Annotated in this window: 13 protein-coding genes; 2 read left to right on the forward strand and 11 right to left on the reverse strand. The window is 40.8% G+C overall.

The features are described from left to right. The 11 genes from CHI06_RS26920 to purK all read right to left on the reverse strand — a co-directional run. On the reverse strand, positions 1-558 hold a 558-nt coding region (locus CHI06_RS26920; protein WP_441296727.1), incomplete at its 3' end, for a DUF6933 domain-containing protein. A gap of 91 nt (positions 559-649) precedes the next feature. Then, entirely contained in the window at positions 650-1,801 is a 1,152-nt protein-coding gene (locus tag CHI06_RS31010; RefSeq protein WP_095251716.1) for a YecA family protein, read from the reverse strand. Positions 1,802-2,382: 581 nt separating this feature from the next. Further along, positions 2,383-3,645 (reverse strand): phosphoribosylamine--glycine ligase, encoded by a 1,263-nt coding sequence (gene purD / locus CHI06_RS26930; RefSeq protein WP_095251717.1) that lies wholly within the window; start codon positions 3,643-3,645, stop codon positions 2,383-2,385. 13 nt (positions 3,646-3,658) lie between these two features. Continuing rightward, positions 3,659-5,191 (reverse strand): bifunctional phosphoribosylaminoimidazolecarboxamide formyltransferase/IMP cyclohydrolase, encoded by a 1,533-nt coding sequence (purH, locus tag CHI06_RS26935; protein ID WP_095251718.1) that lies wholly within the window; start codon positions 5,189-5,191, stop codon positions 3,659-3,661. Continuing rightward, entirely contained in the window at positions 5,188-5,766 is a 579-nt protein-coding gene (purN, locus tag CHI06_RS26940; protein WP_095251719.1) for a phosphoribosylglycinamide formyltransferase, read from the reverse strand. Before purN ends, purH begins: the two co-directional genes overlap by 4 nt. Positions 5,767-5,768: 2 nt before the next feature. After that, complete coding sequence (gene purM / locus CHI06_RS26945; RefSeq protein WP_095251720.1) at positions 5,769-6,803, reverse strand: phosphoribosylformylglycinamidine cyclo-ligase; 1,035 nt, start codon at positions 6,801-6,803, stop codon at positions 5,769-5,771. A 12-nt stretch (positions 6,804-6,815) separates the two neighbouring features. Continuing rightward, entirely contained in the window at positions 6,816-9,104 is a 2,289-nt protein-coding gene (gene purL / locus CHI06_RS26950) for a phosphoribosylformylglycinamidine synthase subunit PurL (protein WP_095251721.1), read from the reverse strand. Then, a complete protein-coding gene (purQ, locus tag CHI06_RS26955; RefSeq protein WP_095251722.1) occupies positions 9,091-9,774 on the reverse strand; it encodes a phosphoribosylformylglycinamidine synthase subunit PurQ in 684 nt (227 codons plus the stop codon). Before purQ ends, purL begins: the two co-directional genes overlap by 14 nt. 11 nt (positions 9,775-9,785) lie before the next feature. Beyond that, entirely contained in the window at positions 9,786-10,040 is a 255-nt protein-coding gene (gene purS / locus CHI06_RS26960) for a phosphoribosylformylglycinamidine synthase subunit PurS (protein WP_095251723.1), read from the reverse strand. Continuing rightward, entirely contained in the window at positions 10,033-10,752 is a 720-nt protein-coding gene (gene purC / locus CHI06_RS26965) for a phosphoribosylaminoimidazolesuccinocarboxamide synthase (protein ID WP_095251724.1), read from the reverse strand. Before purC ends, purS begins: the two co-directional genes overlap by 8 nt. Positions 10,753-10,799: 47 nt before the next feature. Next, a complete protein-coding gene (purK, locus tag CHI06_RS26970) occupies positions 10,800-11,927 on the reverse strand; it encodes a 5-(carboxyamino)imidazole ribonucleotide synthase (RefSeq protein ID WP_095251725.1) in 1,128 nt (375 codons plus the stop codon). A 192-nt stretch (positions 11,928-12,119) separates the two neighbouring features. On the opposite strand from purK, the gene purF reads away from it, so the two are divergent. Continuing rightward, positions 12,120-13,499: an amidophosphoribosyltransferase gene (gene purF, locus CHI06_RS26975; protein ID WP_095251726.1), complete on the forward strand. Its 1,380-nt coding sequence runs from the start codon at positions 12,120-12,122 to the stop codon at positions 13,497-13,499. 527 nt (positions 13,500-14,026) lie between these two features. Continuing rightward, a complete protein-coding gene (locus tag CHI06_RS26980) occupies positions 14,027-14,491 on the forward strand; it encodes a hypothetical protein (protein WP_179292797.1) in 465 nt (154 codons plus the stop codon). Positions 14,492-14,734 lie beyond the last annotated feature (243 nt).

The raw sequence follows: 14,734 nt of genomic DNA on the forward strand, positions 1-14,734 counted from the left end.
GAGAACATCCTCCACAGCTTCAAGATCATCCTGTCCATAAATAAGGCTGAGACATTCGAGCATTTTTTCAATCGGGTAAAACCCTGGATCGTTTCCTGATAATTGGATAAATCTACCGGTTATCATGCTAATATATCGTTGAATTCTTGAATTTTCATCTAAATATTCTTGAGTGAACTCAATTTCACGGACCGCAATATTCATCTTTGCTACCATGCTTCTACTAGCCGTTTTCGAAAATGTAATGACACCTGCATTTTCCATATATGCTTCAATGACTTCCTTACGGACACCTTCCATTCGCAAGGCCGTAATGATTGCCTCACGAATTAAGTCATTTATTTTGGAAAAATCCTTTTTACTTGGTCTATAGATAACAATCGAATACCTTGTTTCATTATTCATCAAAATAATCGCTTTTTTTCTATCAATCGTGACAAAATTAGCGTGCCATGCCATGAAGCTATTAGGAAACTGCTCATGCCCTTCTGGAGAATGCAAGTCACTATTCTTTATTCCAAGCTGATCAAGCAAGGATTTCGTACATTGGATTAACATTTATCTCACCCACTTGGTACCATTGGGACGGTTCTAGCGGTCTTTTTTGTCTGTCTTATACCAGGAATACCGTCCCTGTGGTTTATACTTATTATTTCCCACAGCATTTTTTATATTTTTTGCCACTTCCACATGGGCATGGATCATTTCTGCCTACTTTATTTTCCTTATGAACAGTACCATTTTGAACCATTTTCTGTTTATTTACAGTCTGATCGTTCATATCTCTTTTTAATGCAGTTTGTCTCCACTTTTCTAAGTCAGGGTGATGTTCACCTAATATGGAATAATAGCTATAGACTGTTTTTTCAACATCATAATGTCTTGAGAAGTGCTCTTTTTTCATATGATCGCTTATTTCGGGAAGTGCCTCGGAGGAAAATTGAAAACAAAGTGCTTCGATCAACATATCCTGATCCTCAGATTCTTCTGCAGACTGATAAGCCTTTCTCAAGGCAAGGACAGCACTGTCTGATTTAATATTTTCCATAACGGAGGTTGCAAAAATAATCGATTCCGGTTTCCTTAAATACGGTTCTACCGACTTAACCACTTCGTCACTCTGAAACCGAATTAATGCATCGCGCACTTCCTCTAATAATAAATCTTCATCCCGTTCTAACAAGTTCGCCAATAATGGAATATACTTTTCCAGTCTTAGTAATCCAATCATGTAAATAGTTAATATTCCTTTATAAGAAAACCATTGTTCATTTAAATTATCTTCTATCGTCCTATCAATCTCCTCTACCGTGATCCAGCCATTTTTCACTATGCGTGCTGCCAGTTTTTTCGCCTTACTATATAGTTCATAACTATAATATTCTGTTTGTTCGAGGGCAGTTAATGCTTTTTCATATTCTGTGCATACTTCTTCCTCTGTTCCATTAACTTCTAGCTCAATTAATTTCCATCTTTCCTTACTTATGTATCTTTCAAGTGGTTTTCTGTATGTTAGAGCAAATTCTGGTTCAATATCGTTTATCAATCTTATCGCTAAATGGATCTTGAACTGGTCCATCCCAGGGATATTATCTATCAGAACTTTGACTGCTTCCTCGTTAAACGTCTGATTCTCAATATACATTAAAATCTTCTCTTTTTCTTTAAAAGCTTCCCTAAGTAATTCAATGGTCCATTCTTCCAGTAAATTTGGTAAATCGTGTATGGCACGAAGTACAGTTCCTTGAATTAAACTATCATCGCTCATTAAGTGTGGTTTAATCTTTTCTAAAAATGTCATCACAACCATCCTTTCACTCTATTTTTGACTTTTTTGCACTCAATTTCATTGTATTATTTACGGATATATGTGTCTATTTGGTGATTCATTTTTTGAATAATTCCTTAGAAAAAGTGTCAGGCACTGTTCACAAAATGATGCGAACTAAAGGTTACATAATTTTCTCCACTAAGTTCCTTCCGTAATATGTTTACTTGACATAAGACGAACATACATTCCTGTTATAACGTATTTAGTGGTAAAAAATTCCTTCAATAAGAAGAGACATTAATTTTTTCAAATTATTGTCTCTTAAAGGTGCAAGGCACTTTTATCAGCAAAAAAGAGGGATGATATACAATCCCTCCTTTTACTATCTATTCAGATTAATTCTAAATTTGGGGGTGCGACTACTTGTTGTTGGTTAAATGCGATGGGCAAAAGATTCTCCTTCAACTCAGGTTTATCTCAAACATTCCAAGACGCTGAGCCTTGATAATCATCACTTTTCCCAGCTCCCCTGAACCTTGAAGCAACGCTTTTTTCGGTAGGTATGTATTCGAGTTTTACTAACACTTCCTATTTTATTAAGCTGGAACCAATCAATGGAATGCTTTTGATCCTATATCTGTTCGATAATGAGCACCATTAAAAGAAACCTTTTCTACTGACTGGTAAGCTAATTCTCGTGCTTCTTTGAGCGTTTCTCCAACAGCAGTCACTCCTAGAACACGGCCGCCACTGGTGATGATTTCGCCATCCTTTTCAGCGGTTCCCGCATGAAAAATAATCGATGGATTAACGACTTGATCCAATCCATAAATGACTTCACCTTTTTCGTATGGTCCGGGATACCCAGCAGAAGACATAATCACGCAAACTGCCGCCTTGTCTTTCCATTTCACCACTATATTTTCTAATTCCCCGGTGAGGCTGGCAGTCACAATGTCAACTAAATCTGTTTCTAATAAAGGAAGAATAACCTGGGTTTCCGGATCACCAAACCGCGCATTATATTCAATGACTTTTGGTCCTTCTTTTGTCAGCATCAAACCGGTATAGAGAATTCCCTCATAAGGCACTCCTTCTGCAACCATCGCTTCGGCGGTTGGTTGGACGATTGTCTCAATAATCCGCTCAGTTATGGAGGAATCAATATGCGACAAAGGAGCGTATGTTCCCATACCGCCTGTATTAGGTCCCTTGTCACCATCATACACTGGCTTATGGTCCTGTGATGGCACCATTGGTTTCACAGTAGACCCATTCACAAAAGAGAGCAGGGTCATCTCTTCCCCCTCGAGAAATTCCTCAATAACCACCCTCACCCCTGCCGCACCAAACGTAACATCTTTCATCATACTTTTAAGTGCGTCCTCAGCTTCTTCTAAGCTTTTTGCCACAACCACACCTTTTCCTGCAGCTAGGCCATCCGCTTTTATCACAATGGGTACCCCTTCGCTGCAAACATAGTCTAGTGCCTCCTCGTAGTTTGTAAACGCTGCATATTTAGCAGTCGGAATCTGATACTTTATCATTAATTCCTTAGCGAACGCCTTACTTCCCTCAATCAGTGCAGCTTCCTTTGATGGGCCATAGACCGCTAATCCCTGCTCTTTAAAATAATTAACGATACCCAATGAGAGTGGCTCCTCTGGTCCTACAAAAGTAAGATCGATTTGTTCATTTTTTGCAAAATCTGCTAATTTCTCTATTTCTGAAACAGCAATCGAAACGCATTCGGCTAATTCTGCAATTCCAGGATTGCCAGGAGCACAATACAATTTCTTTATTTTAGGACTTTGAGACAGTTTCCAAACAATAGCATGTTCACGGCCGCCTCCCCCTACAACTAACACTTTCATTGCGTCTTACCTCCTAGTGCTTAAAATGTCTTATGCCCGTAAACACCATGGCGATTCCATGTTTATTTGCTGCTTCAATCGAATCTTCGTCTCGAATTGACCCACCTGGTTGAATGATGGCAGTAATACCTGCTTTCGCCGCTTCCTCGACGGTATCCGACATCGGGAAGAAGGCATCAGAAGCTAGGAAAGAACCGGCTGCTTTTGCTCCCGCTTGCTCAATGGAAATCTTCGCCGAACCCACCCGATTCATTTGACCAGCACCAACACCGATTGTTTGAAAATCCTTTGTCAGCACAATAGCATTGGACTTTACATGCTTCACCACTTTCCATGCAAAAAGAAGCTGTTCCATCTCTTCTTTCGAAGGTTTTCTTTCGGTTACCACTCGAAGATCCTCCGAACGAATTTGCTTTACATCTTCTTCTTGAATTAATACTCCTCCTGAAACAGAAGAAAGCAGCCATTCTGGTTCTGTTTCTATTCTTACATCACCAATTCGAAGTAGGCGAAGGTTTTTCTTTTCCTTCAACACTGCCAATGCCTCTTCATCAAAATCAGGTGCCATAATAATTTCAAGGAATATTTCTTTCATCTTCTCCGCTGTTGGCCTATCAATTTTACGATTAGCAGCAATGATCCCTCCGAAGATGGAAACAGGATCAGATTCATAAGCCTTTTGATAGGCATCATAGATTGTGTTTCCGATACCCACTCCGCATGGATTTGTATGCTTCACCGCCACGACAGCTGGCTGATCAAATTCTTTTACTAATTTTAAAGCCGCATCCGCATCATTGATATTATTGTAAGACAATTCTTTTCCGTATAATTGTTCAGGGGTGGACATTGTTCCTGACTTTGCTAATGGGTTACGATAAAACGCCGCTTTTTGATGAGGGTTCTCTCCATATCGTAAATCTTGGGCTTTTTCGAATGTTACGGTGTATTGGTCCGGCCATTCTTCTCCTATTTGCTTCGTTAAATAAGTTGAAATTAAGGAATCATAGGCAGCAGTATGACGGAATACCTTCGCCGCTAACCGTCTTTTCGTTTCAATGGTGATACCGCCATTTTTCATTTCGTTCAAGATGGCAGGATAATCTAATGCATCTACTACAACAGTAACGAAGGCATGATTTTTAGCTGCTGAACGCAGCATGGTCGGACCGCCAATATCAATGTTTTCAATCGCTTCTTCATAGGTGACATTTGGTTTTGAGATGGTTTCTCTAAAGGGATATAAATTCACCACAACTAAATCAATCGGCTGAATGCCCAGTTCTTCGATTTGCTGTCGATGTTCTTCCTTATCCCTTATCGCTAAAAGACCGCTATGAATATTGGGGTGAAGGGTTTTCACCCGTCCATCTAATATTTCCGGAAAACCAGTAACCTCAGATATCCCTATTACCTTCACACCCTTTTCAGCCAGCATTTTGGCCGTACCGCCCGTTGAGATAATTTCCACTCCAAGGGCTTGTAATTCCAGTGCAAATTCCAAGATTCCGGTTTTATCAGAGACACTTAGCAGGGCCCTTTTCATTTTGCTGCCTCCTTATTGGCAAGACTTTGGATCACTTCTGGTAACAAGCTGTGCTCCTGCTCTTGAATCTTTTTTGTTAATGTTTCTCTTGTCTCATATAAATCGATTGTAATGGCTCGCTGTGCAATAACAGGACCTGTATCCATTCCTTCATCTACATAATGGACCGTCACACCCGTCACCTTTACCCCATAATCGAGGGCTTGGCCAATGGCATCTTTCCCTGCGAATGCTGGTAACAAGGATGGGTGGACATTAATGATTTTTCTATCATATGCCTCGAGTAAAACATGACCCAAAAGTCTCATATAGCCAGCCAAAACGATAAAATCAACCTTCCTTTGTGTTAACTTTTCAAGAATCTCTTCTTCATAAGCTTGTTTGTTAGGATAATCCTTCGCATTAAAAGTAAACACCGGGATTGAATGATCTTTTGCTTTCTGGACTGCTAGGGCTTGAGGGCGGTCACTGACTAGTAAAGCGACTTGAACGTTCGTAATTTTTTTAGACTGGATGGCTTCCAAAATCGCTGTAAAATTAGAACCTGTACCAGAAGCAAAAACCGCAATCTTCATACTTACTCCTTTTTGAATACGACTTCTTCGGTTCCTTTTTGGACTGTACCAATTTCAAACGCATCTTCACCTAACGATTGTAGGTGCTCCAAAATTTCACGTGAGTCTGCAGAATCAACGAGTAGAATCATCCCGATTCCCATATTAAACGTTCGGAACATATCATAATCGGATATTTTGCCTGTTGCTTGGATAAAGGAAAAAATCGGTGGGATCTTCCATGATCCATCCCTTATCTCAGCCTGTAAGCCTTCGGGTAAAATTCGTGGAATGTTATCGTAAAAGCCCCCGCCTGTCACATGTACCAGACCAGAGACTGGATATTTCCGCACCGTTGAAAGGACCGATTTTACATAAATTTTCGTCGGTTCGAGTAACACGCCCCCCAATTCAGCTCCCAATTGATCCACATAATCACCTAAGGAAAGCTTAGCATCCTCCAAAAGAACTTTTCGGACAAGTGAAAACCCATTGCTATGTATACCACTTGAAGTTAATCCAATCAGTACCTGACCTTCCTTGACTTTGGATCCATCAATCACATGTTTTTGATCGACGATCCCAACTGTAAAACCAGCGATATCATATTCCTCGTCCTGATACATCCCCGGCATCTCGGCTGTTTCGCCGCCAATGAGTGAACACCCTGCCTGCAGGCAGCCATCTGCTATTCCTTTCACGATCGATTCAATTTTTTCGGGGATGATTTTACCACAGGCTAGATAGTCTAGAAAAAAAAGCGGCTCTGCCCCTTGGACGATGACATCATTTACACACATGGCAACTGCATCAATCCCGATGGTATCGTGCTTGTCCATAGCAAAGGCGATTTTCAATTTGGTCCCAACACCATCTGTACCAGAAACAAAAACCGGCTCTTCCATCCCCGTTAAGTCTGGTTTAAAAAGAGCCCCAAAACCTCCTAATCCAGTTAATACTTCGGGACGGAAGGTTTTTTTCACATGTTTTTTCATTCTTTCAACCGCTTCATTGCCCGCATCTATATTGACTCCTGCTTGGCGGTACGCATCGCTCATTTGTTTCCCTCCTTACGGTAAACTTTCAGAGATTTCCTGCGTGTTGATTTTTTTTAATAATCCCGAACGCATAATGTCTGGGATGGCATTTCTCCATGCCCTATCCAATTCAGCAACCGGCTGAGAAATCACGTTCTTACCATGATGTGTAATCGATAATTCCGTCCCTTTAACCATGCCGATTTCTTTTATTGGTACCTCGAGCTGTTTCGCCATTTCCTTTATCCTTTCACCATGTTCCGGTGAGACCGAAATAATAATACGAGATTGAGATTCACTAAAAAGATTAAAGTCTGATCGAAGTTCTTCCGTTAAATGAATGACGGCTCCCAGCTTCCCGCCGATACAGCTTTCCGCTAGTGCCACTGCGATACCACCTTCGGCTGTATCATGGGCGGATTGCACCAATCCTTCTTGAATGAACTTTAGGGTAAAAGCTTGAATCTTCTTTTCCAACTCTAGGTTTAACTGTGGTGGTCGGCCTTCAATTTTTCCTGTCACCATTTTTTGGTATTCTGAACCACCTATTTCTGCCTTGGTTTCCCCCATTAAAAAGATTAAATCCCCCTCTTTTTTAAATTCCTGGGTCGTTATATGATTGGTATCTCTAATTAAACCTACCATTCCAATGGTCGGTGTCGGAAAAATAGCTTCTCCGTTTGTCTCATTATAAAGACTGACGTTCCCTCCAATGACTGGCGTATTAAGCTGACGGCACGCTTCACTTATGCCATCAGCAGCCTTTTCAAACTGCCAGAAGATTTCCGGTTTTTCCGGACTGCCAAAGTTTAAGTTATCGGTAATGGCTAAAGGTTCCGCACCGGAACAAACGACATTACGGGCTGCTTCTGCAACAGCGATCGCTCCCCCAACGAACGGATCAAGATAAACATATCTTCCATTACAATCTGTCGTCATCGCCAATGCTTTCCTTGTGCCGCGGATGGCAACGACCGCAGCGTCTGATCCAGGTATGACAGCTGTATTGGTTCTCACCATATAGTCATATTGTTGATACACCCACTCTTTGCTTGCAATTGTAGAGGATGCTAGCAGCTGCTTTAAAACGGTATTATAGTCAATTGGTTCTGCTATTGTTTGAGCGGGATCTAAGGATGAATATTGTTGGTAATAAGGAGCCTCTTTAGAGGGCTTACAATACACCGGCGCGTCTTCTGCCAGCTTGTCTGCCGGGATTTCCGCCACCACCTCTCCTTTGTGAAGTAAACGGAGTTGGTTATCATCTGTTACCCGGCCAATCACAGCAGAGTGAAGTCCCCATTTGTCAAAAATCTTTTTTACGTCTTCTTCTTTTCCTTTTTTCGCAACCACCAGCATTCTTTCTTGTGATTCTGAGAGCATCATTTCATAGGCACTCATTCCTTTTTCGCGTTGTGGAACGAGATCAAGATCCAATTCAACGCCATTTCCCGCTTTACTTGCCATTTCGGAGCTGGAGCTCGTTAATCCTGCTGCCCCCATATCCTGTATCCCTACCACATGGCCAGAAGCTATCAATTCGAGAGTCGCTTCCAGCAGCAATTTTTCCATAAAAGGATCGCCCACTTGGACAGCCGGACGCTTTGCTTCGGAAATCTCACTTAACTCTTCTGATGCAAAGGTCGCTCCATGAATGCCGTCTCTTCCAGTAGCCGCGCCAACATAAATAACTGGGTTACCAATCCCTTTCGCCACGCCTTTTTGAATTTGATTATGATCTATTAAACCCACACACATAGCATTAACAAGGGGATTTCCTTCATAAGAAGAATCAAAGTAGATCTCGCCGCCAACCGTAGGAATGCCCATACAATTCCCATATCCAGCAATACCGGCGACCACATTTTCAAATATATATTTGGTTTTTGGATTATCAAGTTCGCCAAATCTTAATGAGTTCAATAACGCAATCGGGCGCGCACCCATGGAAAAAACATCACGAATAATCCCTCCAACACCTGTAGCAGCTCCTTGATAAGGCTCAATGGCCGATGGATGATTGTGGCTTTCAATTTTAAACACGACTGCTTGTTGGTCTCCAATATCGACAATCCCCGCTCCTTCACCAGGACCTTGGAGAACATGAGGGCCGGAAGTCGGAAAACGCTTGAGGACTACCTTCGAATTTTTATAGCTGCAATGCTCGGACCACATCACACTAAAGATGCCCGTTTCGGTATAATTCGGTTTCCGCCCGAGAATCTCGATTACTTTTTCAAACTCTTCTTCCGTCAAACCCATTTCACGATAGACCTTCTGCTCCACAATTTGTTCAGGAGTTGGTTCTTTATGCTGTGCCATGCTGTTTCCTCCAGTAACTTAAAATAGATGAAAACATACGTTTTCCGTCATCTGTTCCCAGCCATTTATGAACGGCACGTTCCGGGTGGGGCATTAATCCTAACACATTGCCTCTCTCATTGATTACCCCTGCAATCTCGGAAATCGAACCATTTGGATTCGTTCCCTGATACCTGAATACGATTTGATTGTTCTCTTCTAAAGACTTCAGCGTTTCTTGGTCGCAATAATAATTTCCGTCACCATGGGCAATGGGAATCCGGATTTTTTCGCCTTCCCGATAGTCTGATGTGAACGGAGTTTGGTTGTTTTCGACTATTAGGTCAATGGTGTCACAATGAAATTTCAACCGGTGATTTCTTCTTAAAGCACCTGGCAGAAGATTCGCTTCGGTCAGGATTTGAAATCCATTGCAGACACCCAGAATCAATTTTCCCTCCTCCGCTGCGATTTTCACCTGCTCCATGACAGGCGACAGACTCGCTACAGCCCCCGGCCGCAAATAATCGCCATAAGAGAATCCTCCTGGAACGAGAATCGCATCATATTTTGATAGGTCCGTTTCTAGATGCCATACATATTCGACAGGCTGTTCAATCGTATCTAAAATAGCTTTATACATATCTACATCACAGTTTGAACCGGGAAAAACCAGTACAGCAAAGTTCAACTTACTCCCCCCTATCCTTCCAGCTTATTAAGATCAAACCTAAAGTCTTCAATTACAGTATTGGCTAAAAGCTTTTCACACATATCCCTTACCCGTTCTTCTGCTGCCGTTTGTTCATCACTGTTAATTTCAAGCTCCATGTATTTCCCGATTCGTACATCTCCAACCTCGTCGTACCCAAGCGAATGCAGTGACTCGTGAACCGCATTCCCTTGTGGGTCCAACACACTTTCTCTTAGTGTTACATACACCGTTGCTTTAAACATTGACACTACCCCCAATTCTCCGTAGGATTTCATGATATGCTTCCTCTACATTTCCTAAATCACGTCTAAACCGATCTTTATCTAATTTTTTCTTTGTATGGGCATCCCAAAAACGACACGTATCGGGGGAGATTTCATCCGCTAAGATGATATCTCCAGCTGGAGTTTTACCGAACTCCAATTTAAAATCAACTAAGATAATATCTTTGTTTAAGAGATATTCGTTCAAGATTTCATTGATTTTCAAAGCTTGTTTTCGAATGTTGGCTAATTCTTCCTCTGTTGCCAGTCCAAGGATCGCGATGTGATCATGGTTAATCAAAGGGTCCCCTAGTTCATCATTTTTATAGTAGAATTCCACTATCGTTTGAGGGAGTTCCTTCCCTTCCTCCCATCCAAGCCTTTTTGCAAGTGATCCTGCCGAAATGTTTCGAACCACCACCTCAATGGGGATAATTTCCACTTCTTGGACAATTTGTTCGGTTGATGAGACTTTTTTTATAAAATGATTGTCCATACCTTTTTCTTTCAACAAACTAAGAAAAATGGCACTAATCTCGTTATTTAACGTTCCTTTTCCAGCAATTTCCCCTTTTTTCTCGCCATTGAAGGCAGTGGCATCATCTTTATATTCAATCCAATACGTTCCTGACTCGGATGTTTTAAATACCTTTTTCGCTTTACCTTCATAAAGCATTTCTAATTTTTCCATTATATTTCTCCTTTACTCAGTCTTACCGAACAAATAGACGACTTCTTTTATGTCCAGATTTGGAGGTCATTGATTTGCTGGTTCACATGTTCGAGAGTTGGACCTAAAAAATTGATATGGCCCATTTTTCTATTTTCCACGCTTTCCTTTTTACCGTATAAATGTATTTTGGCCGATGGAGGAAGCTTGTCGATTTTATCTAGCACGTTACTTACATGCTGGCCTAAAATATTCACCATAATAATCGGACTCAAAAGAGTAGTATCGCCTAAAGGCAGTCCACATATTGCCCGAATATGTTGTTCAAATTGAGACGTTATACAGGCATCCATTGAATAATGTCCTGAATTATGTGGTCTTGGTGCTAATTCATTCACGATTATTTCGCCATCATTCGAAAGGAACATTTCTACCGCAATTAATCCTGCTACTTGTAGGAAGTCAGCTATTTTCAAAGCTACCGTTTCTGCCTGAATCGTTTGCTCATTCGTAATTCTTGCAGGAACGATGGACTGATGCAGGATATTATTAATATGTACATTTTCAGCTACTGGGAAAGTCTTAGTTTGACCCTGTATATTACGGGCAACAATCACCGATAATTCTTTGCTAAACGGGATAAATTGTTCTATGATCATGTCGATACCGGCTTTATTCCAAGCTTCAACCGCCATTTTTATATCATCTTTACTTCTTATAACCCACTGCCCCTTCCCATCGTAGCCCCCTGTTGCGGTTTTCATTACACATGGTAGTCCTAGACTTTCAGCAGCGGAGTATATGTCTTTTTCAGCTTCAATGACCTTGAAAGGAGCTACAGGTACATCGAAGGACTGTAACGTTGTTTTTTCCCGAATTCTATTTTGTGTTATTTTAAGGAGCCCGCTTCCTTGTGGAACGTAGGATGTTGTTTCTAAAATTGAGGCTACATGAGAATCAACATTCTCAAATTCGTACGTAATAACATCTGAGAATTGTGCTAATTCTTTTGCGGCGTTTAAGTCGGAAAACGAAGCTAGCAGTTGACGATCTGCAACTTGTCCGCAGGGAGAATCCGATGTCGGGTCTAACGTGTTGAAGCGGTATCCCATATTTCTCCCCGCAATAGCAATCATCCTTCCTAGCTGTCCTCCCCCTAAAATGCCAATGGTTGAGCCGGGTTTAATTACTTTCACAGCTTTTCCCTCCTAAAATCAGACAAACTTTTTTTACTGATGATTTTAAGTTATCCTAAATGACATTCCTTTACTTTTATTAACCAACAAAATATTATCGTTACACGCTGACTACTAGAAAATGAATATATAAGGATAGAAATTTTTCTTTCGCCAAAAATAAGGGAATGAACATCACGGGAGGCAGACAAAATGGATTCAGAAATGAAGGAGAAATGCGGAGTATTTGGTGTTTTTAATCACCCCAAAGCTGCCCATTTAACCTATTATGGTCTTCATGCACTTCAACACCGCGGACAGGAGAGTGCAGGAATTGTGGCTACTGATGGGAAATCATTCAGGCATCACAGAGGAATGGGATTAGTTACGCAGGTTTTTTCCCGTGAGACCCTTGATGGATTAACCGGAAATATGGCCATTGGCCATGTCCGTTATTCGACATCTGGTGCAAGTTTATTACAAAACGCTCAGCCCCTCGTCTTTAAATACAGTGAGGGTGATTTGGCTGTTGCCCATAACGGGAATCTTGTGAATGCCAATATCGAACGGAAAGTGCTCCAGCAACAAGGGGCCATCTTTCAAACAACAACTGATACAGAAATTATCGCCCACCTTATCGCCCGGTCAAGTAAAAAATATTTTAATCAAGCTGGACCTGAAGTTCTTAAGCGGATTGACGGATCATTCGCTTTACTAATTATGACAGAAAAACAAATGCTCGTTGCCCTGGATCGTCATGGATTACGCCCCCTTAGCCTCGGAAAAATTGGCGAATCTATTGTCGCGGCTTCCGAAACATGTGCGTTAAATGCGGTAGATGCTAAGTTCTGGAGAGACGTTGAACCGGGTGAATGGCTTCTCATTGATGAAAAGGGGGTTCAAACAGGAAGATTTGCTCAAAAAGGCGAGGTTTCCCTTTGTTCTTTTGAATTTGTTTATTTTGCTCGTCCGGATAGCGTGATTCATGGAAGAAGTGTATTAACCATCCGGAAAGAGTTAGGCCAAATTCTAGCAAAAGAACATCCAGCACCAGCAGATGTTGTGGTTGCCGTGCCAGAATCTAGTGTTCCTGCAGCAATGGGGTATGCACAACAATCAGGAATTCCGTATGAAATGGGGATCATCAAAAACCCTTATGCGGGCCGTTCCTTTATTGAACCAACCCAGGAATTGCGCGACCTGGCAGTTCGTCTAAAATTAAGTGCAGTACGAGAAATTCTCGAGGATAAGAGAGTTGTGCTGGTTGATGATTCAATTGTTCGGGGAACGACAAGCAAACGCATTGTTCAATTGATTCGTCAAGCAGGCGCCAAAGAGGTCCACGTACGAATCAGCTCCCCTATGGTAAAAAACCCTTGTTTTTATGGAGTGGATATGCCTACAAAAGAAGAACTATTTGCTAATAAACATGAACAAGAACAAGCAATGGGGAAAGTGATCGGAGCAGATTCTTTAGCTTTTTTAAGTACGGAAGGGTTATTAGAGGCGGTTGATGTAGATTTAGCAGACACCAGCAGCCGCTGTATCGCCTGTTTTAGTGGGGCATATCCAACTAACTTGTATTTGAAGTGAAAGATGCCAATGAAGTGGTCTTTTACCGACCTGTTGTTCGGTTTTGGACTGTAAGAAAATCTGTCTCAATTAAGTAACAGATTAAAGGTCAGTAGGTAAATTTAATACTTTGGCTCTGTTAAAACTGAATGTTGATTTCACTGTGTTTAGAAAATAAGCGGAGAATTTCCGTTTAAATTGGGAAATACCCATATTTCCTTAAAAATAAGCGGAGTTTTTCCGCTTATTGTATCCAAATCCATGGATTTTGTCTTATTTAAAGCAGTTAACCGGAATATCTCCGCTTATATCACCTTCTTACGCTTGCTCTATATACAATAGCCGGAAAATCTCCGCCTATGAATTCTCAACCCTACACGAAAATCAACAATGAATAATAACAGAGCCAATACTTTAATAAAAACGGAAGTGCAAGGAAGCATACAGGTGTGGGATATAACTGCCGAATATTTATTGAAGAGGTTTAAAATTCGAATTCAAACCCATTTCTTTTAAGAAGATGTATAATGAAATACGAGATTAACTGAATGACGGAGGTTATGATGCAGTTTTTTATAAAGTTAAATACAATCAGTGCCTTATACGCGTTAGCGTTGTTTATTGCCATCGAACTCATTATAAATGTTTCTCATATTAGTCAATTATATGGCTTTGAATGGGACCATGTTTACATTGTCATTGCTGTTATTAATGTTATTGGACTTCTTCTTTCGACCTTTATCTTTTTTAGCTTAACAAAAAAGTGGATGTCCGGCAGAAAACACCATCATTGGACACTTATTCTGTGGGTACCTTATTTTATTGTGTTATTCTACTTTTTCACTGTCTTCGTTCCTCTTAATACAGGAGTGACCCTTTTTCCTAGATTTAGTCTCTTAATTTTTGGGTCTACCTTGCTGTTTCCGGTCTACATATTATTTATTAATGTCATTGCTTCACCTATAAGTACGGACGAACGGACTTCTAATATTGGCAGGCAATTTTTTAAGTGAATTCTCAAGGAAAAATGCTTGGAGCATATCATGACTCCAAGCATTTTATATACCAATTTTTAATGAAGATAGCATTACCAAGTTCCTAATTTTAGAGGTAAGAATTTACTGAATAAAAAGAGACATTGATTTTTTTAAGATCAATGTCTCTTTTAGGTGTCTGGACTTTTACCGGCAAAAAAGAGGGATACTGTGGCGTCCCTCTTTTACATATCTATTCAGATCAATTCTAAAAACGAACAG

Source organism: Bacillus sp. 7884-1 (assembly GCF_002272245.1).
In the GTDB taxonomy this organism is placed as follows: Bacteria; Bacillota; Bacilli; order Bacillales; family Cytobacillaceae; genus Neobacillus.